Genomic DNA, 25,295 nt, shown 5'->3' with positions numbered 1-25,295 from the left:
CGTGGCTGCCGGCCTAGAGCCGCTCGCTGGCCGATGCGATTGCAATGCAGAACTCCATTGTTTCCTGATACTTTTGCTAGCACTATATCATAACTTGGACATGATACGAAATCCTCTGTATGATCACTGTCGCAGAGTTCTCGATACCTGGTCACCTGCCTTTTCTGGAAGAGGCCGGAGGTAAGCTCACCGATTTTTCTGGTCTGCCACTGTATAAACCAACACGGCATCTCATCCCCCTCCTAAACATAGACTTCTTCTTTCTCCTGTTGTTCAGAGACAACACATGCCGAATGCTCATACCACGCAAGCCATCCAAGGATATGCTCCTGATTGCCCAGGTGCCAGACCCGTTCTGGACTGGCCCTCTCTCGGATTTCAATGACGCGTCGACGGCTTCGAGGGGCCAGGCACACCTCAATGCTATACTGATCCGTATCAATACGCTTCTCTAGAGCACTTACCCATTGCACCAGAGGGCGTGGCAGATTGGTGAGTAGCGCCTGTTCTTCCTCCGCGGGCAGCCTCTGGGATGCTCCCCAGGTGAGATAGGACTGTATCTCATACATCACCTCGGAGTCACTCAGGTCATAGGGAGTGGCAAGGAAATGATTTAACCCAACTTGTCGATGGCTTTCATACGCCTGAGGAGCCAGGAGTTCTCCATCATGATCCACAAAGAGATATCCGCGACGCTCTACTCCCTGCGCACCTCCTTCCACCCAGAAATCACGTAACGCGGAAGAATCAACGACCACATCCTGAGGGAGGGGACGCGCTCCTCCGTCTTGTGACACGGTTCCCCGAAGCGATATGGCTTCGAGTACCCACTCCAGATGGTTATAAGAAAACCCTCCTTCCATCACCCAGCGCGCCCAGGCCACAAATTCGGCAGAAGGCTCTTCCTGCCCCTCAACATAGGCACGATACCTGCTCATCACCCATCCACCACCCAGCCGGGCAGGACGGCGTCCAGGATCGGGGTGCCAGGTACGCACCAGGGCATCTACAGCAGCCAGGTGCAACCACTCGGGATGCTCGCGCAGTCGCTTGAGATAGGCGCCAGCGTTCTCGTTGCTCTGGCTAAAACGCAGCGACAGGTCCTGGGCAAGCGCATGCAGCATCTCACGAGGAGTTGTCTCAAAGGGCGCCCTCATCTGCAAAACCTGGTCTCGAAGAGAGAGATGGACGTCATTCACATCCTCATCACCGCTCTCGATAAGAGATACCACCTCTGGAGCCAGAGACAGTTGTCTGTTATCAGCAGACTCTTCGCGTGAGGGTGCACATGGTAGACCTGATACTTCCTCGTCGAGGTCGACCAATTGGGGTGTGGCTCAACATTTTGCAAACTGCCTTGAACGACAGGCTGCTCCACGTTTCCAAGGATGATGGGCAGAAGGCCGCGAGGTCCCAGGGATCATCGCAGGAGGATCAGGGGGCAGAAGAGGAGCCAATGCACACTTGGGAGCAGGTTCAGCAGGCTTGCATTCTGGAGAAGCGGACAGGGGCTTGCGTCGCTGTGCTGCCCGTTGACGGCGCACGTCCTTGCGCTCTTGTTGACGTTCTTCGCTGGCCAGTTGCCAGGTTTCTTGCCAGCGCTCATTGCAAATCCCATTGCGCAACGCCAGCATCGGATTCACATTCTGATTTTTCCAGTGCATCCCTGACCCTTTGAGGCGCCTTTCCACGACGAGTTTGTTGGCACTTTCAACCATCCCTGAGCCAAGAGGCCATCCCGCTTCTCGAAAGAGAGGATACTGCATCTGTGCGCATCGTTTCTGCAAGTAGCCCAGATGCTCTCGAACTTCTGGCTGAGAGATCTCTTCCTCGCTCAAGCTCGCAGCCATCTTCGACAACACTGCCGGTCCCCGCTCTTTGAGTACATGCAGACACCGATGCAACAGATTTTCAGGAACGTCTCTTCCACGCGCACTCAGCGCTTCTAGCAGTTTCGTGACATGTTCGGCGGCATGAGGGAAATCGAGAATCCGCACTGCATCTGGCCGATGCACATCGATCATCCCTTGCAGCCACGGTGCCCCATCCATGACCGCACACACCTCATTGGCCTCAAGCAGCTGGCGTCGGCGGGTTTCGACTTCTGCCAGATCGACAAAGGTCGCAGCATCACTCAAGCGGGAGAAGTAAGACAGCTTCCCAACATGCACCGCCTCTGCTTTGGCCTTGCTCGCCCCTCTGGCAGGAACCTCTCCGATGGCCAGGGTGCGCACCTCAACCCATTCTCCCCCCACTAAAGGAACCATCGCGCCATCAGCACTCATGGTGAGGCGAAGGGCCTTGGGTCCGCTGGAGACCTCTTGCTGGTCAGGAAGATGAGCTTGCGTGGTTTGAGCGTGCTCCACCTGCTTGCCAACCTGCTCGGTGAGCCTTCGGGCCGTTTCCCCGCTCACGTGAACGCCCAGCAGATCGCTCATGATGCCGCTGGCATGCTCAAAGGGCATCAGACCTGCCAGATGGACGAGATGCTCCTGCTGCCTGGGAGCCAGCGCTCCAGGAAGCAAAGCCAGTTCTTCATCGAGGGGGAAAAAAGCTTTCCCCGCACTTGGGGCACGTTCCGTAGGTTCGCGTGAGGGTCACCGATTCTCCCCCATTGCCTTGCAAGGTTCGTGAGCGTTTGCCACGGGCTTGTAAGGGGACATGACAGGTGGGGCAGGTTGGCGCTGGCTCAGAGCTGCCTCTTCCCCATTCGCGACTGCTACTCTCAAGAGCCGCATCTTGCAGCAGTTGGGCTTCTAACTGCACCATTCGTCGATGGACCTCATCTTCAATTTCCACAAAGGTGGCTTTGGGGTGAGCTTTGCGCCATGCTTTGACGTCTGACAACACCTTGGCACTCAGGCTGAGCCATTCTTCATGTTCCACGGCTTGCGACCTACTTCCTCTTCTGATACCACGATCTTACCCGCTTTTCTTGGCGCTGTCCACCCCGTTGCAAAATGTTGAGCCACACCCGACCAATTGCCGATAGTCGACCTGTTGTTGTGATGGATGATATACTTTCACTTCACTATCATTGTTCTCTTTTTCTCTTTTTGGTGAAAGATGATTATTAGTGAGATAAGTCAGTACCCTACGGCGAAAGCCGAGGGCTTGGAGTTGTGTCTGAACTCCACCGCAATTCAGCATACCTTTTCAGGCGTGCTGCTTTGGCTTCATCGTCCGACACATCAGGGCGTACTGACAAGAGGCCCGTTCCTATCCAGTCTTGCCGGATAAGAAGCGTTCGCATCGCAATGTTTCTTGCACCAACCAGATCGGCATGGAGCGTGTACTGACAATTCTGACAGAGAAAGAGCAAGCCCTTGTGTGGACGATTCTCTTTGCAGGTATGCCCACATTTGGGGCAGGCCTGCGAGGTATAGTTGGCATCCACCTTGATCGCCATACTTCGATGCAAGAGCGCTTTATAAGCGATCATACTGTGCAACTCTGCAAAGGACCATTTGGAAAAGGCACGATTGGCTTTGCGCTGTTTTGCACTGGCTCGCTTGCCTTTCCGTCGTTTGGTCTGCTCGCGAATATCTGTCAGATGCTCCAGTCCAATCAAGCTTTGAGAATAGTGGGTAACAATCCGTTTACTCACGACATGATTGGCGTTTGCTTTCAACCGTCTCTCTCGTCCACTGATGGCAACGAGCCTTCTCGTTGCAGAACGAGTGCCTTTTTTTTGCAGACGCTTTCTCAGTCGTGCATAGTGATGGGATCTAGCAACAATGGAGGGGTCAGCATGGAAGGTGCAATCGCCTTGCATTGTCGCCGTGACGGCAAGGTATCGGATCCCAACATCCACGCCAACGACCTGCTTGTGTGTTTCGGGGGTAGGATCAGCCGTCTCCACGTCCAGGGAGACAAGGAGGTAAAATTGCTTCTTGGCTTTGTCATACCAGAGTTTCGATGCACCAATCTCCGTACCACGTTGGATCAATGCCACATGCTTATTGTAGCCAGTATAGGGCACAACGATACGTCCATCGAGCGTGAGAAGACTCACGTGCTGCTCTTTCTTGAACGTGTAGTCCTTCTTATACTGGTAGGTCAACGTGGGAGAGAGAAACGTAGGAGCCTGATCAAGCCCTTTATACCGTTTCTTGGTGAGACCTGCCTTACGATGAGCAGCATTGTGCTTCACCTTTGTCCAGAGGGCTTTATACGAGGCTCCAACTTGGCGAGGAACAGAACAGGCCATTTGCGAAGGCAGATGAAAACGGAGGCGGATCTCTTCGTAGGTGGCATCTTGCAAACGAAGAGCATTACTCACTTTGCCATTCGCAAAGGCGTACTGGCTCACATAGTTGAGTGAATCACGATACGCCAGTTGCGTTGTACGTAATGCCTTGAATTGCTCGGGCGTTGTATTCAATTTGAGTTTCGCTGTTAATACCGTTTTCATAGTCTAAATTATACCATAGTTTTCATCTGACTGTCAACAATACATGAGCAGATGAAAGCATGCCTACGGCGTATTCCACCCAAGCCACCGACAAAGGAACGCCGCATTCCTCCCCATGCCTGAAAGGGCAGGGGCATCCTGCGGCGTTTTCGGTGAAACGCTTATCAATGGTTCGCAAGCTTCACTCTAAAGCAAGGGAGAACCTTTGAAATAGGTGCAGAGCATGCGTATATCTGCGCATTCATGTGCGAAATTAGAGAAATGTGTGGTCTGCGGCGCTAACGAAAGAAGATCAGCATAAAAATGGCATCAAGAAAGGAAACTCCGATGTCTCCCTCATTCATGACGCAGAGCAAACGGTTAAGCCTCATATTCGCGACACTATTGGCGCTCTGCTTTTCTCTGTTTGGCTCCGCCACAGTTGCCTCTACGGTTCCGGTGAGTAATACGGATATGGTATCGAATAACTGGAGTGGGCAAGTGTTCTATGGGGCTGATGGCGAATATACAAGAGTTGAGGCGGAGTGGAATGTTCCTTGTATCCAGCCAGATCCAAGAAATACCAGCCATAAGCCTGAAGCGTCCTCGATCTGGGTTGGACTTGGCGGAGTGGTGAATAGCAACCACCTTGTCCAGGCAGGAACGACACAAGATATTAGCTATGATGCCCAGGGACATGCTCACACCCGCTATTATGCTTGGTTTGCGAACCAGGGTTTTTCCAATCCGCGGGATAAAGAGGACAAAAAAGTTCTCGACGAAACCATTGTCCATTGCGGCGACCACATGATCGCTAGGGTGGAGGGACCAAACTCTCTTTATATTCGCGATGTAACACAAAACAGGGAACGCGGCCCGGTCTCGGCAGGTCCGGATTCCGACCAAAGAACGGCCGAATTGATTGTTGAGCGGCCTAAAAGGGGTGGGCCCAGTTACCTGGCAAATTTCCAGCAGACCACCCTTTCGCAATGTAAAGTTTTTTCGACAAAGGTTCGTGGCGAACTGCATCTAGGGCAGTTCGCTGGTATCCCTACGCAGTGGACCATGGTGATTGATCGCCAGCATGATCCCAGACCAATGGTCGAGGTGCTCCCGGTTAGGGAATCCGACTCATCATTTACAGTCAAATGGCTCCTCTCCGGACTGTGATGAGGAATAGCACATCTGCTTAGACAAGGAACAGGGCATGCGTTGTGTTAATGTAGATGCCCTGTTCTTTTGTGTTCAGATGCCAGTGTGGATAGACAATCATATGCGTTTGACAAGAGAAGAAATGATGCGGACCATAGTCCACAGTTTTTCCCAGTTTTAGGTGGAATGGCAGTTTAGACTGTAATTGGTGAAGAGCTTGAAAAAATTACAGAAATTGAGCTCAAAATAGCATGTTATCACCAATTAATGTAACTCTACTACAGATGGCCTCTTCCACTCTCTCGATGCATCTCTTCGCTCGCTCAAAGGGTATACTAGCCAGGCAAAAACAGCTAGCTTCCATACAAAGACTCAATCCTCTTCGAGCCAGCATTGGAGATAAGGCACAACCGCCTGCTCCAAACGCACCATGGCACCGATCATTTGCGATTGGATCGATGGCCAGGCTTCGCAATCCAGATCACGTAAGCCAGGGCAGGCGATCGTCCAGGCAAGCGCAGGGTATGGCCAGGAATGCTCCGCATTCTGTGTCTCTCGCAGCCAGAGCAGTGATCCGCCAAAAGCCTCATTAATCTGCTTTCGCCACCGAACGAGGCTCTCGTAGATCTGCTCACCATCGCTGCGCAGGAGTGCAAACTCAACAAGCGCATTGGGAGTATCATACTCCAGACGATAGCGGAAGCAAAACCCGACACGGCAGAACTCAACATAGGATCGGCGGGTTGGACTTCGCAGTGAGAAGCCCGTCTGGCGATTTGATTGCGGAAGCAAACTCACCCAGAAGGCATGATAGATTTGGCTAATATCTGACATAGACCCCTCCGCGCTATATCACATCGAAGCTGCCAAGGCGGCAGATAAAGTTAGCTGCCCAGAGGACACTCTTGATTCTGCGAGCCTGCAGAGTATCCGATACCCTGGGCAGACAGGTAGGGCCCTTATCGTCCCCATCTTCCTTGACTTGAGGCAGTCCGATACTTTAGCCCAACTGCTCGAATAAGGATTGAATGTTGCCTGCTACCTTTCTCATACTCAAACGTGTACAAGACACGCCTGAGCGGTCAGTTGTTCCTGCTTCACAGCCAGTTGCCTTGGCACGGGAACCTTTGGATCAGCCCTCCCGTTTCGGTCTCACATTGGCTCCACAGGCGCTTTTACGTCGTCGGTCGTAGCCACTACCCAGGACGGCCAACTTTATGCATGAAGTTGGCGAAGCATGTCTGTTGCAAACCAGGCCAGATTACATGCCGCATTGAGGTCGCGGTCGAGGACCAATCCACAGGCCAGGCACTCATACGTGCGGTGTTTGAGCGGCATGCGCTTTTTGACCTGCCCACAACACGAACACCGTTTGGTCGAAGGAAACCAGCGCGAGGCGATGAAAAGATCTCCCCCAGCGTTCGCCACTTTTGTTTTGAGAAACTGCAACAGTTGCCCCATCGCGGCATCGGCCACAGCACGTGACAGCTTCCGGTTCGCCATCATCCCCAGGATGTTGAGGTCTTCGATGCCGATGACCCCACAGGTCCGCGCCAGTTCGGTGGTGAACTTGTGCTGGATATCCCGACGGATGTTCGCAATCTGCTGATGCTTGCGTGCTACCTTGCGCCGTTGCTTCTCATAGTTTTTGCCGAAGGTGGTTCGTCCGGTTTCCGGATCTTTCGTCTTCTGCTTTTTGCTGAGCTTGCGTTGCAGGTTGCCGAGTTTCTTGAGATGGAGTGCCAACGGCCTTTGGTTCTCAAGCCGTCGTTTATCGCTCACCACAGCCGCTTGCTTTAAGCCCACATCGACCCCCACCACAGGCGTGGGAGTGAGAGGACGCTGTTTCTGGATCTCTACTTGGATGCTCACGTACCAGTGCCCCGCCTCACAAGAGACGGTGGCCCCCAAAATCTTCACTGCTTCACAGATGACCTGCTTGCGCTGGTTCCGCTTCTTTGCGGGAGTCCTCACGCTCCCCTGCTCGACAAAGCGTAGCTTCTCGGCCAGATTGACGGTTCCCAACGAGCGTAACAGCTTTCCTCTCCCTTTGGTGATCTGGCGCTGATCGAGGATGAAGCGTCCTAAGCCAGGAATCGAGATCCAGTGGCTGCCCATGGTGAATTTATCATTGGAGAGAGAAAACGACTCGTGTGATTTTCCTTTTTTCTTATATTTCGGATATTGCGCTCTTCCTGCAAAGAAATTTGCATACGCTCTGCCAAGGCCATCAAAAGCTCCTTCTACCACACACTTGGTGACATCACCGGTCCAGGGATAGGTTTCATGTCGAAGCGCATTGAACTGTTTTTTCAGCGCCAGTGCCGTCGGAGGTTTCAGCTTGCGCTCCTGCTCCGGCGTCGTTTCCTGTTCGTGTTTGTAGGCCTGATACTGCTTTTCCCACTGCTCGCGGCCCCAGTTGTAAACGAATCTTCTGGTCCCACAAGCGCGTTTGAGGTACTCTGCCTGTTCAGGGGTGGGATTCATCCGAATGCGGTGTGCGGTATTCATCCTGAAGGGCTTTCTCTAAGGTTTTGCGGTAATTCCTCAGACCGTACAAACGCGAACTGAAACAGTGGACAATACTCATCAAATCCTGGACTACCTCTTGTTCGGGCGAGAGCGTTTCAATGTTCATCACCACGACTTCCGTGTGGTGCGTCTCGCACAGATGCTTGAGCAGGTCAAAGCCAAAGCGAGCCAGCCGATCCTGATGGGCAATAAGCAGGCACGAAATCTCTCCCTCGACAATGGCATCGATGAGCCGGAGAAACCGTTTGCGCTCAAAATTGAGGCCGCCGCCGATCTCCATGATCCACTCATCCACTATCAGGTGCCTGGAGACCGCGTAGCGCTCTAAGGCAGCTCGTTGGTTCTGTAAATCGGGTCGTTGAGCAGGACTCGATACCCGGCAATAGGCCACTATGCGACGTGCTGCCGATCGTTGTGGTAGATTCAGTGCGGTGGCCAGATCGGCCTCGTCATAGTAGCGACGCCCGGAAACGGTTCGTTTCGCGGTGAGACGGCCTTCCCGATCCCAACGTTGCAATGTTTTGACCGAGACGCCTATCTGTTTGGCAAACTGTGCGACTGAGTACATAGGAGTAGTTTAATACACTTTTGCACATATTGTCAAGACCTAATACACCACTCCTTATTATCCACTTGATCGACTCTTCGGTTTCCGCCGCTCGGCCTATGGTTCTTCTTTCGCTTTTCTCTCATCTGCTTTGCCTCTTTTTTTCTGACAACTGCCATTCTAAATCTACTCAAATATGCTTACGCCCACTCAAATAGATTCAATTGCTGCACTTGCTCCTCACAGCGTAAGTCCCATGCAGGCGGCAAGCCGCCTGCGGGAGAAGCCTCTTTGGCTTCTACGCTGCTTTGGGTCGCATGCAGCACACCGCACTCAAGACGAGCCTGAGTGTGTGGCTCTCGCCGAGCAAGGAACCTCGTCAAGATGTTTACCGCACTATTCTCATCGCGGTCCATGACGAGTCCACAATTCGTACAACAGTAGGTCCGTTTCCATAGTGGCATGGCTTGCAGATTGTCACATCCACTACAGGCTTTGGACGTGTTGCGCTCATCTAAAAAGTGTAGATCTTTCCCGTACAACTGGCATTTGTATTTCAGCATTTCGATGAAGGTGTAAAGCCCCCACTCGTTATAGACTGCTCGATTCAGGTGCTTATTTCGCTTTCGATGCTCCTTCATGACCATCTGCCGCTGAGAAAGGTCCCCAACCACAACGGTTCTCTCAACCAGTTTGTGGGCTATGAGATGGGATGCTTTGTGCAGACTATCTTTCTGTTTGTTACGTTTCTTCTCGCTCACGCGCTTGTAGACCTTGCTGAGATGGAGGTAGCGGCGTGACTTTTTCTTGCACTTGTCGCGCTTGGACCGGATTTTGTCCAGTTGTTTATTGTACCAGCGTGACCCTTTAAAGCCTCCAATGGTGTAGACTCTTCTTTGCTCGTTGACGCCGGTTGCCAGGGTTTTGATACCAAGATCAAAGGCGGCAACGCCATCGGTTGAACATGGCTTTGGTGCTCGCTCAGCCGGGAAGGAGGCATAGTAGGTACCTCTGGCATCCCGGCTGATCGCGACCTCTTGGAAGTGCTCTGGTGGTGCTTCTGTGAGGTGGGCAACCACGTTGGGATATACCTTTGCGCCATGCTTGCCACCTCCACCCGTGGGGAGAAGCAGATTGACGCCTTCAATCTTGATGTACATGGCAGGATAACAGAGCGTGAAAAAGCAGTGCCGTGGACGCACCCGTGGGAAACCGGGCGTTTCTCCTGCTTTCGCTCTGCGATAGAAGGCTTTCATGGCTCCATCAAGACGATAGTAGACCTCTTGAAGGAGTTTGCCATAGACTTGAACAAGCTCAGGATCATGGCGTTTGCTTCCCTGCAAACTCCTTTTTGCCTCGTAGAGGTTCCATTTTTCGCCTTCTCGGAGCCTCATTACCCACCAGTTGTAGAGCCCACGACACTTGCCTTGCATGAATTCAAGGGTGGCCGCGTCTTGCTCGGACACCTCAATCCTGATCTTTTTGCAAAGCAGCATCTTTAATCACTTTCTTGTACGAGCGGAGTCCATGAAGACGTGCCGAAAACACCGTGATAATAGCAATCAAATCACGAACGAGCTCTTGTTCAGGAGAAAGATGTTCACCATTAATACTGACCAGTTCGGTATGATGTCGCTCGCAAAATGTCTCAAAGTACTCGTACCCAAAGCGAACCAGACGATCTCGATGGGCAATAATGATCTTGCGAACCTGTCCCAACTCAACCATCTCCATGAGTCGATTAAATCCTTTGCGTTTGTAGTTGAGTCCACTGCCAATGTCCTGTATCCATTCATCAATGGCAATAGTATGAACATCACAATAGGATCGCAAAGCGGCTAGTTGATGAGCAAGATCAGGCTTTTGTGCAACGCCTGAAACACGAGCATACGCGATGGTAAGTCCCTGTTCTGGTGCTTTGAGCCCGCGGTACTCAAGGTACTGATCGTGAGTGTAATAGCGCCTATTCGATTGTGAGGAACGATGGGCAACTAACTTGCCTTCACGATCCCATTTTTGCAGCGTTTTAGTAGACTTGCCAATAAGTTTTCCAAACGCTTGAATATTATATGTGTTCTGCATAAGCACATTTTAACATAATTGAGTGCTTATGTCAAAACTGTTGGTATGTGCTCCTCACTCTGTATACCATATCATCTCTCTGGCACCCTGGACAGGTGCTTTATGCCGATTGTCGGTGCTCCTCCTGGCAGATGTTGTTTCGGTAGAAGATTCGAGGTATAACATATTTGGGATCTTCATACAGGAGGAGAAACAGGTTCCAGGCAAAAGGGATCTGAAAGCGCCAGGTCATGCGGTCAGTGAACGTGGAGCCACTTTGAGACGCTGGCAGAGAAAGGGAACGGAGGAAACCCCCGATGGCAAAAGTCCACCCTGGAGCGGATGGGAAAGATCAGTCGGGACTCATGGGGCGGCTCGGCGAAAAGAGCCGCGAAGAGCTCCTGGCTTTACTGGAGCAGCTGGTGCAGCGACAGCCTGAGATTGAACCTTTAATAGAACTACTGGTAGAACTGCCGCTGGTTCCGACGACGCAACAGAAGAAGCGGCCAGGCAAGGGGCGAGAGCGGACGATTGATCCCTCCGCTATTCAAAGTCAGGTGGACTCGGCTTTCTATCATGCGGGGGAAGGATGGGATGCTGCCAGCCGCGTTGCTGCTGATTTAGAGCAGCTCTACGACATTGGCAAGGACTTTGCCGAGGCGGGCGAGTGGGCCAACGCGCAGGTGGTGTATGCAACGCTTGCTGAGGAAACAATGACCCACTATGAGGGGTTACATGATGAGGGCCAGGTCAGTTGGGTTCTGGAGGAGTGCGCTGCTGGCCTGGTCGCCTGTCTGAATGCTCAGCCCACTCTCCCACAAAATGAACGATTGGGTCCTTCAGCACGCGAGGAGTTGCTGACGACGCTGTTCGATCTCTGGAAATTTGGCTACAAATATGGTGGAATTGGGGAAGATGTCGCTGAGGCGATGGCGGAGCACGCAACAGCACAGGAACGGAAGAGCATTGAGGCATGGATACGTGAGGAGCTGAGACCCGGGCAGGACTTCTCAAGCAAGTGGCACAACCGCCACATCATCGACTTTCTGGCAACACTCAAGCAGGCAGAGCACTTCAGCGATGAAGATGTCCTTGAAGAATATCGCAAAGTCGGTCTGTACAAAGAAATGGCGGAGAAATGCTTGCAGCTTGGCCGTCAAAATGAAGCACTGGCCGTTGCCCAGGCCAACTTGACCGAACCAATGGAAGTGACCTGGTTTGCAGAGCAGTTGTTGAAATCAGGGGAGTTGTGGCAAGAGCAGGCCCTGGCATTTGTGGAAGTTAGGCTGGGCGAGGTCAAACCTGCTCTCCAGGGCAAGCCACAGGACTTCACAAGTGCACAGACCATCGATACGTACCGGCGCTGGCTGGGCGAAAAGTTCCTCTTGTACGGCCAGGCAAAGCAAGCGGTAGACATGGAGCTCGCGCGCTTCCAGGCGAGCCCGGACCATACCACCTATCGCTCCGTTCGATCGGCGGCCCTGGCAACTGGTCAGCCAGGAGATCTCTGGCCTGACCTGCGACCACAATTGATTCGGACATTAGAGCGGCAAGGCCGTTGGGGGGCACTCGTCAGTCTCTACTTGGATGAGAAAGAGGTCAGCCAAGCGCTTGCAGCCCTGGCGGAGATGGAGCGCACACCAGCGGCACCGTCCTATGGGTATCGCTCTGAGGGTCTTGCGAGCCACTACCAGGCACAAGTGGCAGAAGCGGCCGAGAAGTCTTACCCAGATGAAGCGATTCGGCTGTACAAGCCTGTGGTTCAAAGACTCATTGATGGGCGCGGGCGCGAAAATTATCAGCAAGCGACGGGCTACTTGACTCGGATCAAACGCTTGTACCAGAAGCAGGGGCAGGAAGCGGAATGGGAGAGGTATATTACCAACCTGCGGAACAGCAATAAGAGCTTACGGGCGTTGAAAGAAGAATTGGACAAAAGAGGTCTCTAATGGGGATACTGAAGCCATGTGCCTTCGCTGCACGTGACCAGGGAAAGTGTGGAGAAAGAACGATGGCAAAAAAGCACATATATCGAAAATGCGTATTATCACTAGCGTATCGTCGGTTGACAAACAGCACGAGCTCATCGGGTTCTAGATCGTTCAAAGAAACTATGCTGAGGCAGTGACTACCTGCGAACGCCTGTTGAACTATCTCCCACAGCATGCGCCGCAGCGCGCTGATGTGCTAGTGTAACTGAGAACCGCTCAGGGCATGCTTCAGAACTTCCCGCAAAACTATGACGCGTTTATCCAGGCGCTTACTCTCGAACCGAAGAACGCCAAACTCTGGTACAACCAAAGTATGGCAAGCCGCTTTACCATGCGCTTTGGTCAAGCGTTACGCGACATTGAGCGGGCCATCTAACTGAACACAAGAAGTGAACTGACAGAGCAGTTCGATGAAGCGTTGCAGTCAGTCGTCAGCTCGCGGGAAAAGTCCATCACATTGCGCGGATCAGGCTTTATGGTAGATCAACTGATCGAGCAAGAAAAGCTTTTCCAGCAGGACCTGCTCCTCATGGAACGCGGGAAGAAGGAGGAGGTCGGGCAGGCATTTCAAGCATCAATGCCATGGAAGATTGCCGACCGCAGTCCTGGGGAAACCTGGGTATCTGCTTAGTGATGCAGGAACGCTACGATGAGGCCGAAGTGGCTTTGAAACGCGCACTTTGAGATCGATCCTGACTATACAATCGCCAAAAACAATCTTGTCGTGCTCCGCACATCCCGGCGAACAGGTCCACCAGTGCTGGTTGAACTCAATGAGCCTTTTAAGAGCAGCAAGCGCAACCAATCAATCGCTTTTATCAAGGAGTAGCAATTTATCAATGGTCAATCGGAAGAAGAAAGCCACGACACCGCTTGGCAAACAGCCTCCGCGTTACCGCTTTTTTCTCAATCCATATCAGGATGTGCGGTGAACGAGGTGCCCTCAGTGTGGGAACAAGATGCACCAGCGAAAGCTGCCGCTAGTTATCCATATTGATCCAATGCAAGTGCTCTCACTTAACAAGACGTGCCGCCATTGCCCACACTGTGATTTGCTTATTGCTCATCAAAACGACATGGAACATTTTCTTGCCGCCTTTTTCGGTGAGCAAAAGCCAGAAATCGTTGGCAATGTTTACCTGGTACTTGGAACACTCGATAAGCCAGCATGGAAGCAGGGGATACAGCAACAAATGACCTTGCAGGAGATGCTTGAGGCTCTACATGATTTCAAGGAAGTGGTCACATTCAAACTGACAGGAGGTTGGGTCAGAGATGGAACGAAACTTCCTGAAGAAACCTGAGCAATCTGTCTCTCTACGCCTGGAGAAGCCAGAGAAACCTCATCCTTATGTGCTCGTCGAGAGACGTTTCTAGAGGCCTGAAAACCTGGGATCACAACGTGTATCCTCGGTTCACCCAATACTGCCAATCCTCAATGGCTTGCCGGGTCTCTTCCTCGACTTGAATACCTGCGAGCTGCATTAACGGCACAGCAAATTGACGGCGGTTCCATTGGATCGACACTAGCATATCATGCTCACACACCTCGTCTGGAGCCATTGCTACCACTTTAACTACTTCTCCTGGCTCCAATGGCGAGGTCGTGCGGCGAACAACGCAACGGGCGGAGAACGGAAATTGCAAGGTATCGGATAAATAGCTATACCAGCTTGTCGCTTGCTCTTCGGGACCATAGGCATCCACGATAATTTCCATGTGGATACGCTCTTCACGTTCTTCATCTTTATCGGGACGAGTCATCTCTTTCCTCCTGATATCCATAAAGATCAAGAATCTATAAAACGCTATCACCTGGCTCTTTGCCACTCAATAGTATATAACAGACGCCAAGCTAAAGAACTGAGCGGCCTGGCTTAACCAAGGGACGGTTGCAATCAACATTAATATCAAAACTGAAAATGATCCGAAATTGAGTATACATGTCTACGTCACTAGATGCTAAAGACGTAGACCATAGTTGTACGCCCAACGAGCCGCCCCGCAATGCTTCACAGCGAGCGTTTTTTGTGCATCGTTGAGGTCTCATTCGACCCGATAGCCCTGCTTGACTAGCATTCCTCGGGCTCCTCATCTCGCATCACGTGCTCAACGCACTGCTTGATTTTTTCAGCACGCCGTTTACTTTGCCGCCGTCCATAGATACGAGCCGCCATGCTGGTGAGAACGCACACAAAATCGTCTACCAACTCATCGCCCGTATCGGTCTGGAAAATCATCTCCACATGCCGCCCTTGTGCCTCCAATAAAGTGACGATATAGTGAGCACCGAAGCGGGTCAAGCGGTCTGGATTCTCAACAATGATGGTTCCGATACTGCTATCAGCGAGCAGTTTTTCCAATTTCGGGCGTTTGTCGTTGAGTCCCGAGGCAATCTCTGTCACTTCTTTGGAGACCTGATAGCCTTTGGCCGCCGCGTAATCCTTTAAGCGTGCAAGTTGGCGGGCTAAATCCTCTTTTTGATCGAGTGAGGAGACCCGCGCATACAGGGCGATCCGTCCCGTGACAGGTTGTGCCGTTTGTGGATCACGCACAATGACGGTTCCAGTCTCAGTTTGATAGGCATCCAGCATGCCCGCTTTGTACCATCGCCACGCGGTCTTGTAGCTAATGCCCTGTTGTCGTGCATAGGTGCTTAACTTCATGTCTATATTTTAGCATACTTTGTCCATGTGTGTCAACACTTCTTAAAAGTTTTTGCCCCCGTTCACACACGTGTTTACTGCCCCAAGCCTCACAGTATGGGTGCTGCACCTTCTTGATCCATAACCGCTTTGCGCCCTCTTCAGGAGAATACTCCCTTGTGGATGAAAGTTGATCAGCAGCATTCAAAACACTATGAACGCTGCTGGAATTTACCGCTATTTTGACGATGTAGAGAAGTACTTATGGATGAGTTAAACACGACACTGCGCGTCGAAGCTAGAATGATCGGGAAACGCCAACCATTCGACGCTCCCTGGCAGGTGACGCTCTCTCCCGATATGCTATGCACCGCCACCGATACTGGGCATGGTATTCTGCTGCGTGACTTGATCGCCGCGCTGGTACGCGCGGAAACCCAGGCTTTTCGGCTTCGGCAGCAAGAACGCCGTATACTACACGTTTTAAGCGCGCAAGAGATCAACAACGCCGCCCGAACAGGCAAGGTGAGCATGGGAGGGGAAGAAGAGCTAGTGGTGCCGGTTGAGGTCAATGAGGATGAGGCAGTTCAGGTGGCGCTACAGGCCTTTGAGGATGGCATCTACCTGGTCTTTCTCGATGGCCAGCCCCAGCGCCACCTGGATAGCTCGGTCCAACTGCGCCCAGAGAGCTACCTGCTCTTTATTCGTCTTGTTGCCCTGGTAGGAGGTTAAAAGAAATGGTCCTTTCACGCGAAGATGTTCAGGCCAGCCTACAAGCAGAAAAAACAGAGAACTGGCTGGAGCTCTCTCTAGCAGCCATTGAAAACGAGTTACCGCCTTCCCTGCGTACTCCCGCCTATGCGTTGCTCAACCGCGACGAGCAGGGTAAAGAACTAAACCATGGCTATGATTTCACAGAGAGGCAGCGTCAGTTCGAAGAGCGGGAAAAGCAAATCGCGCGCCTGGATGAGTTGAGCTCCGAGGAGCAGCACGCAATCTTTACCGCGCTAGTGCCGCGCCTGGCAACCCACCTGGAAGCGGCGTGGCAACTGATAGGGCAGTTACCATACCAGGCCGACACCTACCGGCGCGCCTTTCGCGCGCCCGCTCAGCCCCAGGCATACCGCGAGAAACGCGTGGCCTGGCTCAGAAGCATTATCTGGCTACTGGCGAACTATCGCACGAAAGACCTCACCTGGTTTGCCGCCTGGACAACGTATCTTGCCCAGTACAATACCCAGCCCTTCGGGATCCTTTTCGCCGCTGCCATCAACGCGGGCGGGCACGAGGGAGAGGAGATCTTTCAAATTCTGCTCGCCTCCGCCCGCGGCGAGCATGAGATCGGCCGGATGGGGCGGCATGTGACCACGGGCTTGCTTGTCGCTGGGCGCCAGGACGGCTGGACGTTTGTTGAACACCTCCTGCTGGCAGCCCAACGCGAGGAAGGCTTGCGCCAGGTGATTCTGGAGACGGTAGATGAGGCCCATCCCCAGGCGTTTCGACGCCTGATCGCGCTCATCCTCGAGCACAGGCTGCTACGTTTTAGCGCGGCAGTGCGCGCCGCCGATGTCTGGTTTGGCTTCGACAGAGACGTTTCAGACGCCGCGGATCTCCACAGTACTCTCAGCGCACTGGGGCCATTGCTTGACGACCCAGCCACGCGCAAAAGGGCACTCGAGCAGGGTAACCCACAGGAGGTCTACCTGGCCCTGTGGGCAACTGCATTCACAGATACCAGCAACGCCATCGCGACAGCCCTGCCCATTCTCGGCGACGCCATGCCCGAGCGCCGTCTGGCTGCGGTTCACCTGTTGAACCTGCTAAGGCTACCCGAGGCGCAGGCCAAGCTCTTTCCCTGTCTCGCTGATCCCGATCTGCGCGTGGCCCTCCATGCGTATGCGCATATTGACACGAACAAAATGGATGAGCAGAGCCAGAGCGAGTTCTTTGAGTGCGTCCAGGCGCTGTTGCAACGCCTGGGAGGCAGAAGTCGGAGCATCCAGAGCGGCATCTGGCCCTGGCTCACCATCCAGGTCGACTTCGCCACCCTCTTGAGCACGCTGCTCAACTGCCTGGGTGATCGCGATCCCAGATGCCTGATCCCCTATGTGCCCTCGATGCACACTGGAGATCGCATACACCTGGCGAAGAAACTGGTCATCTTAGCCACCTGGGATGAACAGGTACGCGACGTGCTCTACCAGCTGCTCGGAGATCGTACACAGTGGGTGAGTTCCGAGGCGCTGAAGCTAATCGCGACCCGTCCACTCAATGAAGCCGACGCACTCGCGATAGAGCAATTTCTGACCCGCAAAAGCGTCGAACTGCGGCGCGGCCTGATCGAACTGTTGCTCAAAGGTGACGACGAGGCCGTGCTGGCCAGCGCCAGCAGACTGCTAACGCAAACGCACGCCTTACAACGCCAGGCCGGCCTGGATCTCCTCAACGGGATGATTGCAGACAAACGCCAGGTTGAGCGAGCGACAGCTCTAGCCCGTGCTTACGCTGAAGGGAACGAGAGACTTACCCCCACGGAGAACGTGCTCCTTGAGACGATCTTCGCGGCCAGTTGCGCGGAAGAAACGTACACGCGTGAAAATGTCCTGGGCCTGATCAACCCCGAGCAGCGCACACCAGTCGTTCCACCGCGCAAGCGAAGCGTGACCATCGACACACCAGCCGCACGCGCCTGCTTGCACGCCCTCAATGCGCTGATTGAGGAGCGAAGCATAATTCCCGTACTGATAAAAACCGGGCGCGGTCACGAGGAAATGCTCCTGGGCAATATCGCACCATACTACCTGCCTCGACCTGATTTGAACCTGGAAGCAACGGAGGACGAGCGCAAGCATCTCCCGCTAGCTGAGGCCTGGCTCAAGTGGGAACGCGAGCGGCCCGCTTCTATGCGCGACGAAGATGGACTGGAACTTGTCCGAGCTGCTCTCTTCCTGCGCCAAACCCTGGCTGCTCCAACACCGCCGATTACCGACGATAACGCTAATCGCAGGCCGCCGTATATGGATTTCTTCCTGAGAGGAACGTTCGTCTCACTCCTGGCAAAGGAAAACGAGGCCGCTGGACAAGAACCACTCCACTTGCGCCATCACCAGTTGATAAGCTGGCTGCTCGTGTGGCTGCGTCGCCGCCAGGAAATGTCACACGCGACCCTGAATTTCCTGCTCGATACCTCAGAAGCCGCGCTCGCCCACATTGATGTCGCCGAACTGGTGGCTCAAGAAACAAACGCCCAACGGCCCGATTGGGGACGGCAATATATTCGTCATCAATTCTCCCAGGATGGAGGTCTGGCGCTCCTCCAGGAGTATCACACCTGGCACGGGCCCAAATGGGAGGCGGAACATGTCAAACGCCGCTGGCAGCTCCTGCACTGGCTAGACGAGCCAGCACCTGGTCTGGAGCGGATCAGACCATCGCTCGATGTGTTGCTGGAGGCCCATGTCATTGGGGAGGCCAGCGAGGCCGATATCCTGGATCAATTGGGAGGGCCAGCCACGAACACACGTCATTCTGATCTGCGCGAACTCTCAACACACAAGTCACCAGTACAGGTGGAAAAATACCCGGTTCTTCGCCCAATCGTCGCCAAGCTGCGCACGCGAATTCTGGAGATCGAACTGGGACGCGGAGAAATGCCCACCCCGGCAACCGAGCTCGCTCTGGCGCTACGTTACAGTGACGGAACAGCCACCTTCACACGCCTTGTGGCTCTCCTCGAATCCACCGAGCTCGCGCGTGGCTATGTCAGTGCCAACCAGAGCAAAGGAGGTACCTGGAGCCACCTGTTGCGCGTCAGCGCGCCTGATCCCGAGGAGACACTGGAAGCGTTCGCGCACCAGGTACGCGAGGCGGGTCTGATAACTGAACGCCTGGTCGCAGCCGCGCTCTACGCGCCCCAATGGGCGCAGCATATTGAATACGTGCTTGGTTGGCCGCACCTTGTCGAGGCCGTCTGGTGGATCTACGCGCATACAAAAGGAAGCAACTGGAGCGTCGACGACGAAATCCGCAAGGTGTGGCAAGCCCGCGTCGCCGAGCGCACGATGGTCAGCGCCGATGAACTGATCAATGGAGCGGTCGATGTCACCTGGTTCCAGACCAGTTATCACGGCCTCGGCGAGCAGCGCTGGGAACAGGTCTACGCCGCCGCAAAATACGCTTCCGATGGCACCGGTCACGGCCGGGCGCGCCTCTACGCCGACACGATGACTGGCAACGTGGACGCGTCGACTCTGCGACAACGCATGTTCAAGAAACGCCAGCAGGACGCGGTACGCGCGCTGGGGCTCGTGCCGCTGCCCGAGGCCCGAGCCGAACGCGAGGCGGAAATTGCCCAACGCTACCAGGCGTTTCAGGAATTCAAGCGCACAAGCAAGCAATTTGGCGCGCAGCGCAGAGCCAGCGAAGAAACCGCCATCCGCATTGGCATGGAGAACCTGGCGCGCACAGCAGGCTTCGCCGATCCTCTGCGCCTCCAATGGGCAATGGAGATGCAGAGCACGACAGACCTGAACAACGGCGCGCTGAGTGTCATGGTTGAGGATGTCACAGTGACACTCAAGCTTAACCCTGTCTCGGCTGAGCCAGCTTTAAGCGTGGTCGGGAAGAAAGGCAAGGCGCTCAAAGGCCTGCCCACACGCTTGAAAAAGCACGAGGGGGTCGCGCACCTGCTCGACCGCAAACGCGAAATCGAGCAGCAACTCTCACGCATGCGCGTCACCCTGGAAACGTCGATGTGTCGCGGCGAGCACTTCACCGTGCGCGAACTCCTCGATCTGCTGGCTCATCCTGTGCTCTCGTGCCTGCTGAAACAGCTCATCATCATACGCGACACGGACAGCTCAGTTATGGGTTACCCGCTTCGGTCTGAGGGCGAAGACGGACCACAACTCGGCCTACGCGACTACGCAGGGCACATCAGCTTGATCGAACCCACCGCCGCGGATCTGCGCATAGCCTACCCACACGACCTGTTGCTGGCCCAAACATGGCACGCCTGGCAGCGCGAGTGCTTCACAGTAGCGCGCACCCAACCATTCAAACAGGTTTTCCGTGAGCTCTATGTCTGCACCAGCAACGAAACGCGCTATGACGATAACGCGCTCTCCCAGCGCTACTACGGGCACCAGGTACAGCCACGTCAGGCACATGCATTGTTGGGGCAGCGTGGCTGGATTGTTGACTACGAAGAGGAAGTGCGACGCACCTTCCACGCAGAGAAGCTGACCGCCACGGTCTCCTTTGTCAACGGTGCGTTCACGCCCAATGAAGTCGAAGGGCTGACCGTAGGAAATGTCTTCTTTCACCAGCGTGATAGCTATCAACCCATCGCGTTGAGCAGTGTTCCGTCACGAGTCTTCAGCGAAACCATGCGAGATCTGGACCTGATGGTCAGCGTTGCCCACAGCGGCGGAGTAGATCCAGAGGCCAGCGCCTCGACCGTTGAAATGCGCAGCGCCCTGGCGAGCGAGACCTGCGCGTTGCTCGGCATCGAGAATGTTATATTCAAGGAATCTCACGCCCTTATCGCTGGTAAACTTGGACATTACAGCGTCCACCTCGGCAGCGCCATCGTCCACCGTCAGCCAGGTGGCGCGCTCTGCATCATCCCAGTACATGCCCAGCATCGCGGGCGCATTTTCCTTCCTTTCGCCGACAGCGATCCAAGAACAGCAGAAGTCATCACCAAAATCATCACCCTGGCCCGCGACCACGAAATCAAAGACCCCACTATCCTGGAGCAGATTTTGTCAGTACCCTACGGCTAAAGCCGAGGGCTTGGAGTTGTGTCTGAACTCCACCGCAATTCAGCATACCTTTTCAGGCGTGCTGCTTTGGCTTCATCGTCCGACACATCAGGGCGTACTGACAAGAGGCCCGTTCCTATCCAGTCTTGCCGGATAAGAAGCGTTCGCATCGCAATGTTTCTTGCGCCAACCAGATCGGCATGGAGCGTGTACTGACAATTCTGACAGACAAAGAGCAAGCCCTTGTGAGGACGATTCTCTTTGCAGGTATGCCCACATTTGGGGCAGGCCTGCGAGGTATAGTTGGCATCCACCTTGATCGCCATACTTCGATGCAAGAGCGCTTTATAAGCGATCATACTGTGCAACTCTGCAAAGGACCATTTGGAAAAGGCACGATTGGCTTTGCGCTGTTTTGCACTGGCTCGCTTGCCTTTCCGTCGTTTGGTCTGCTCGCGAATGTCTGTCAGATGCTCCAGTCCAATCAAGCTTTGAGGATATTGCTTCACAATCCGTTTACTCACGACATGATTGGCGTTTGCTTTCAACCGTCTCTCTCGTCCACTGATGGCAACGAGCCTTCTCGTTGCAGAACGAGTGCCTTTCTTTTGCAGACGCTTTCTCAGTCGTGCAGAGTGGTGTGATTTGGCAACCGTAGAGATGTCAGCATGGAAGGTGCAATTGCCTTGCATTGTCGCCGTGACGGCAAGGTATCGCATCCCCACATCCACGCCAACGACTTGCTTGTGTGTTTCGGGGGTAGGATCAGCCATCTCCACTTGCAGGGAGACAAGGAGGTAAAATTGCTTCCTGGCTTTGTCATACCAGAGTTTCGATGCGCCAATCTCCGTACCACGCTGGATCAATGCCACATGCTTATTGTAGCCAGTATAGGGCACAACGATACGTCCATCGAGCGTGAGAAGACTCACGTGCTGCTCTTTCTTGAACGTGTAGTCTTTCTTATACTGGTAGGTCAACGTGGGAGAGAGAAACGTAGGAGCCTGATCAAGCCCTTTATACCGTTTCTTGGTGAGACCTGCCTTACGATGAGCAGCATTGTGCTTCACCTTTGTCCAGAGGGCTTTATACGAGGCTCCAACTTGGCGAGGAACAGAACAGGCCATTTGCGAAGGCAGATGAAAACGGAGACGGATCTCTTCGTAGGTGGCATCTTGCAAACGAAGAGCATTACTCAATTTGCCATTCGCAAAGGCGTACTGGCTCACATAGTTGAGTGAATCACGATACGCCAGTTGCGTTGTACGTAATGCCTTGAATTGCTCGGGCGTTGTATTCAATTTGAGTTTCGCTGTTAATACCGTTTTCATGCTCTAAATTATACCATTGTTTTCATCTGACTGTCAATAATACATAAGCAGGTGAAAGCATGCCTACGGCGTATTCCACCCAAGCCACCGACAAAGGAACGCCGCATTCCTCCCCATGCCTGAAAGGGCAGGGGCATCCTGCGGCGTGTTCGGTGAATTTCATAGGTCTTGCCATTGTGCCACATCCCCCGCGCAAGTCGCGGCCAGTACGCAATGTTACACGCTGGGCAGAACAGGGATCGGAGTGGGTACTCGTCCAGAAAAAGGAGGAACTGGTGCTTGATTGCACAAGTTGGCTGAGGATCAAGCGATCCCCGATGTCTATACGGAGAAACCTCGCCATGACCTTATGGACAGAGACCTGTCCTGATCATTAGATCAAAAATCGGGTTTTGGCATCAGCCTATCGGCCTGGAGAGCGGGTTGGGCAATTTGAAAAAGCTGTTTTGATCTAACAGATCCAACAGGTCTCTGTCCAATAAGTCGTGGCGAGGTTCCATACGGATGGCTAAATTGCCACACCTCCCGCAACCTCGATGCGCTGCGCATTGACCCAACGGTTTTCTTCGGAGAGCAGCGAGGCAATCATTGGACCGATGTCGTTGGGAACACCTGCCCGGCCCAGTGCCGTCGCTTCGGCCACCATTTTGTTCACGGCAGGATTGTCGCGGACGATGCCTCCGCTGAAATCGGTAGCAACGGCACCCGGCGCAACAACATTGACGGCAATCCTGCGAGGTGCCAACTCTGACGCCATATGCCTGGACAGCACCTCAAGAGCTCCCTTCATCGACGCATAGGCGGCGCCTCTGGGCCCACTTATGCGAGTCCGGGCCGTGGATATGTTGACGATACGTCCCCAGTCATTGATGAGAGGAAGAAGCTTCTGTGTCAGGAAGAAGACGCCTTTGAAATGGACACTGTAGATACTGTCCAGTTCTTCCTCGGTAGTCGTCTCTAACGGCATGTTGCGGTGATTGTTTCCAGCGTTGTTGACCAGAAAGTCGAAACGCTCGGCTCCAAGCTGAGCGAGAGCGTCTTTCACGCTCTCGACAAAGGCATCGAACGAAGCGATGTTGCCAGCATCCAGTTGCAACGCAAGGGCTTCCGCCCCTGCATCCTTCACCGCAGCAACGACTGCCTCCGCGTCCGCGACATGGCTGTGATAGGTGAAGATTATATTGACGCCGCGTCTTGCAAGGCTCTCAACGGTACTGCGGCCAATGCCGCGGCTACCGCCGGTGACGATCGCGATCTTAGCGTTTGACGTAACTTGGTTTTCTGTGAGCATTTTTTGTACTCCGGATGAGATTGTTTTGGGCCAGTGCATATCACTTGACTTGTTGCAGGCACTTCACCCGCGGATCTATGGTATACTGAAGGAGATCCTAGAACAAGATGAGCAATGATCATAGGAATCCCACTCCTCTGGTTCAAACGTTGCTCTTTGGAGACTACCGGGATGAAAGAGGTCAACATGGTCAATCAGCGGGGCCAGCAAGACTATCGTTTACAGGAGCTTGGAGATTTTCTGCGGACACGCAGGGCAAGGCTGACGCCTGAAGAGGTGGGACTGCCAAGAGGTACCAGGCGCAAAACGCCTGGACTCAGACGGGCGGAAGTGGCACAGCTGGTGGGTGTGAGCGTGGATTGGTACACCTGGTTAGAACAGGGACGTTCGATTACGCCTTCCACGCAGGTCTTAGAGCGCCTGGTGCAGACATTGCGCCTGGATGCCAATGAAAGAACCCATCTCTTCCTCTTAGCCCAGCAACAGCCACCTCCGGCGCTGTTGCTGGAACCCGAGATCGTGAGTCCAGCGTTACAACATTTCCTTGATCAGTTTGGCCCTCGCCCAGCCTTTGTGTCAGGAAGACGATGGGATATCCTGGCCTGGAACGATGCCGGATGCGCGGTCTTTGGCGATTACCGCCGGATGACCACCCGCGAACGCAATACGATCTGGCGCATCTTCACCGATCCCTCGTCTCGGCAATTCGTCGTTGATTGGGAAGAAGATGCGCGACAGCTCTTAGCACAATTCCGCAGCATGTGTGGTCGTTATCCTGGAGATGCACAACTGGCCGAATTGATCCATGATCTCATGCTCGCTAGTCCTGAATTTCGGGCCTGGTGGCCCGATCATGAAGTGCGTGGTGGGCAAGAAGGACGGAAAACGCTCAACCATCCACAGGTGGGGCATCTCGTGTTTGAACGCCTCACCTTTCAGGTCTTTGATACGCCAGATCTCAAAGTCACCGTGTATACCCCGTTGGAGGAAGCAGACACGCCTCGTAAAGTGGAGCAGCTTCTGGAGCAGTGGTATCTGCGTGTTGGGCAGGAGCCTCAGACGCCTCAAGCGGTCCACCATCTTCCACAGACACAGCGATCAGGACAAGATACGGTTGGATGGTGGCTAGCAGCATGCGGTCAAAGAGTGGAAAGGGCATGGGTCGCGAACAGCGACGTTATGATCTCCTATGTACAGTGGTGCGAGGCACACGGATACATACCAAAGAAGGCGAAAGGCGTCTCGCAATCTCTTGCAGTTCACGGTTTCGAGATTGGTGTCAACAAAAGAGTCATCGACGACCATCGCCGGCGAAAAATGGCACGTGGTGTAAGAGGATTGGTCATTCTCTAAAGTTTCTTGAAAATGTATGCGGATCATTTCTCTCATCGCATACACCTTTAGATTTTCTTTGTATATAGATTGGCCATTCTCTAAAGTTTCTTGAAAATGTATGCGGTGAGAGGATGATTCGCATACATCCTTTGGGTTTTCTTTGTATACAGATCTGTTTCATTCCCTTTACGCCATCTGACATGTTGGCACTCTGCTCTTTTTAGCCACCACCTAGATGGCAAGAGGATGGTA

Annotated in this window: 21 protein-coding genes and 1 pseudogene; 8 read left to right on the top strand and 14 right to left on the bottom strand. The window is 53.7% G+C overall.

Going from position 1 to position 25,295, the window contains the following annotated elements; translation table 11 throughout:
- Window positions 1–242: 242 nt before the first annotated feature.
- From KTE_RS37240 to KTE_RS37230, 4 genes are all read right to left on the bottom strand, one after another.
- Entirely contained in the window at window positions 243–1,199 is a 957-nt protein-coding gene (locus KTE_RS37240) for a hypothetical protein (RefSeq protein WP_201390741.1), read from the bottom strand.
- A gap of 138 nt (window positions 1,200–1,337) precedes the next feature.
- Window positions 1,338–2,525, bottom strand: coding sequence for a hypothetical protein (locus KTE_RS37235; protein ID WP_374226845.1), 1,188 nt, complete (start codon window positions 2,523–2,525; stop codon window positions 1,338–1,340).
- 10 nt (window positions 2,526–2,535) lie between these two features.
- A complete protein-coding gene (locus tag KTE_RS50115) occupies window positions 2,536–2,886 on the bottom strand; it encodes a hypothetical protein (RefSeq protein WP_374226844.1) in 351 nt (116 codons plus the stop codon).
- A gap of 208 nt (window positions 2,887–3,094) precedes the next feature.
- Window positions 3,095–4,414: an RNA-guided endonuclease TnpB family protein gene (locus KTE_RS37230; protein ID WP_201390739.1), complete on the bottom strand. Its 1,320-nt coding sequence runs from the start codon at window positions 4,412–4,414 to the stop codon at window positions 3,095–3,097.
- A gap of 327 nt (window positions 4,415–4,741) precedes the next feature.
- Between KTE_RS37230 and KTE_RS37225 the strand changes: the two genes are divergently transcribed.
- Window positions 4,742–5,563 (top strand): G1 family glutamic endopeptidase, encoded by an 822-nt coding sequence (locus tag KTE_RS37225; RefSeq protein ID WP_201390737.1) that lies wholly within the window; start codon window positions 4,742–4,744, stop codon window positions 5,561–5,563.
- Window positions 5,564–5,917: 354 nt separating this feature from the next.
- Here the strand turns inward: KTE_RS37225 and KTE_RS37220 are convergent, their stop codons facing one another.
- The 5 genes from KTE_RS37220 to KTE_RS37200 form a co-directional block, all read right to left on the bottom strand.
- On the bottom strand, window positions 5,918–6,379 hold the full coding sequence (locus KTE_RS37220; RefSeq protein ID WP_201390735.1) for a DUF4268 domain-containing protein: 462 nt from the start codon (window positions 6,377–6,379) through the stop codon (window positions 5,918–5,920).
- 381 nt (window positions 6,380–6,760) lie between these two features.
- Window positions 6,761–8,056: an RNA-guided endonuclease TnpB family protein gene (locus KTE_RS37215; protein WP_201390733.1), complete on the bottom strand. Its 1,296-nt coding sequence runs from the start codon at window positions 8,054–8,056 to the stop codon at window positions 6,761–6,763.
- Window positions 8,016–8,645, bottom strand: coding sequence for an IS607 family transposase (locus KTE_RS37210; RefSeq protein WP_201390730.1), 630 nt, complete (start codon window positions 8,643–8,645; stop codon window positions 8,016–8,018). The genes KTE_RS37215 and KTE_RS37210 overlap by 41 nt, the downstream gene beginning before the upstream one ends.
- A gap of 179 nt (window positions 8,646–8,824) precedes the next feature.
- Window positions 8,825–10,120: an RNA-guided endonuclease TnpB family protein gene (locus KTE_RS37205; protein WP_201390728.1), complete on the bottom strand. Its 1,296-nt coding sequence runs from the start codon at window positions 10,118–10,120 to the stop codon at window positions 8,825–8,827.
- Complete coding sequence (locus KTE_RS37200) at window positions 10,092–10,706, bottom strand: IS607 family transposase (RefSeq protein ID WP_201390726.1); 615 nt, start codon at window positions 10,704–10,706, stop codon at window positions 10,092–10,094. Before KTE_RS37200 ends, KTE_RS37205 begins: the two co-directional genes overlap by 29 nt.
- Window positions 10,707–11,002: 296 nt before the next feature.
- Here KTE_RS37200 and KTE_RS37195 point away from each other — a divergent pair, with 296 nt between their 5' ends.
- From KTE_RS37195 to KTE_RS37180, 4 genes are all read left to right on the top strand, one after another.
- On the top strand, window positions 11,003–12,634 hold the full coding sequence (locus KTE_RS37195; protein WP_201390724.1) for a hypothetical protein: 1,632 nt from the start codon (window positions 11,003–11,005) through the stop codon (window positions 12,632–12,634).
- 265 nt (window positions 12,635–12,899) lie between these two features.
- The gene (locus KTE_RS37190; RefSeq protein ID WP_201390722.1) at window positions 12,900–13,052 is read left to right on the top strand and encodes a hypothetical protein; all 153 of its coding nucleotides are present in this window, start codon (window positions 12,900–12,902) and stop codon (window positions 13,050–13,052) included.
- Between the two features lie 99 nt (window positions 13,053–13,151).
- Window positions 13,152–13,307, top strand: coding sequence for a hypothetical protein (locus KTE_RS37185; protein ID WP_201390720.1), 156 nt, complete (start codon window positions 13,152–13,154; stop codon window positions 13,305–13,307).
- Window positions 13,308–13,635: 328 nt separating this feature from the next.
- Window positions 13,636–13,980, top strand: coding sequence for a hypothetical protein (locus KTE_RS37180; protein WP_236600867.1), 345 nt, complete (start codon window positions 13,636–13,638; stop codon window positions 13,978–13,980).
- Between the two features lie 91 nt (window positions 13,981–14,071).
- Here the strand turns inward: KTE_RS37180 and KTE_RS37175 are convergent, their stop codons facing one another.
- From KTE_RS37175 to KTE_RS37165, 3 genes and pseudogenes are all read right to left on the bottom strand, one after another.
- A complete protein-coding gene (locus tag KTE_RS37175; RefSeq protein ID WP_201390718.1) occupies window positions 14,072–14,440 on the bottom strand; it encodes a calcium-binding protein in 369 nt (122 codons plus the stop codon).
- A gap of 198 nt (window positions 14,441–14,638) precedes the next feature.
- Window positions 14,639–14,707, bottom strand: a pseudogene (locus tag KTE_RS50110) (helix-turn-helix domain-containing protein); the annotation flags it as partial.
- Between the two features lie 41 nt (window positions 14,708–14,748).
- Complete coding sequence (locus tag KTE_RS37165; protein ID WP_201391111.1) at window positions 14,749–15,348, bottom strand: IS607 family transposase; 600 nt, start codon at window positions 15,346–15,348, stop codon at window positions 14,749–14,751.
- Between the two features lie 237 nt (window positions 15,349–15,585).
- Here KTE_RS37165 and KTE_RS48270 point away from each other — a divergent pair, with 237 nt between their 5' ends.
- Both KTE_RS48270 and KTE_RS37155 read left to right on the top strand, forming a co-directional pair.
- Window positions 15,586–16,053, top strand: coding sequence for a hypothetical protein (locus tag KTE_RS48270; RefSeq protein WP_236600866.1), 468 nt, complete (start codon window positions 15,586–15,588; stop codon window positions 16,051–16,053).
- A 5-nt stretch (window positions 16,054–16,058) separates the two neighbouring features.
- Window positions 16,059–21,107 carry a DUF4132 domain-containing protein gene (locus KTE_RS37155; protein WP_201390717.1) on the top strand — a complete coding sequence of 1,683 codons (5,049 nt, stop codon included), beginning with the start codon at window positions 16,059–16,061 and terminating at the stop codon, window positions 21,105–21,107.
- Here the strand turns inward: KTE_RS37155 and KTE_RS37150 are convergent.
- Window positions 21,104–22,417 carry an RNA-guided endonuclease TnpB family protein gene (locus tag KTE_RS37150; protein WP_201390715.1) on the bottom strand — a complete coding sequence of 438 codons (1,314 nt, stop codon included), beginning with the start codon at window positions 22,415–22,417 and terminating at the stop codon, window positions 21,104–21,106. The genes KTE_RS37155 and KTE_RS37150 overlap by 4 nt on opposite strands.
- 508 nt (window positions 22,418–22,925) lie before the next feature.
- A complete protein-coding gene (locus KTE_RS37145; RefSeq protein WP_201390713.1) occupies window positions 22,926–23,708 on the bottom strand; it encodes an SDR family NAD(P)-dependent oxidoreductase in 783 nt (260 codons plus the stop codon).
- A 186-nt stretch (window positions 23,709–23,894) separates the two neighbouring features.
- On the opposite strand from KTE_RS37145, the gene KTE_RS37140 reads away from it, so the two are divergent.
- Complete coding sequence (locus tag KTE_RS37140; RefSeq protein ID WP_236600864.1) at window positions 23,895–25,061, top strand: helix-turn-helix transcriptional regulator; 1,167 nt, start codon at window positions 23,895–23,897, stop codon at window positions 25,059–25,061.
- Window positions 25,062–25,295: the final 234 nt, after the last annotated feature.

It is taken from the genome of Ktedonobacter sp. SOSP1-85 (genome assembly GCF_016587415.1).
In the GTDB taxonomy this organism is placed as follows: Bacteria; Chloroflexota; Ktedonobacteria; order Ktedonobacterales; family Ktedonobacteraceae; genus Ktedonobacter.
The sequence above is the reverse complement of the archived record's forward strand: the minus strand, read 5'-3'. Positions and strand labels throughout refer to the sequence as shown.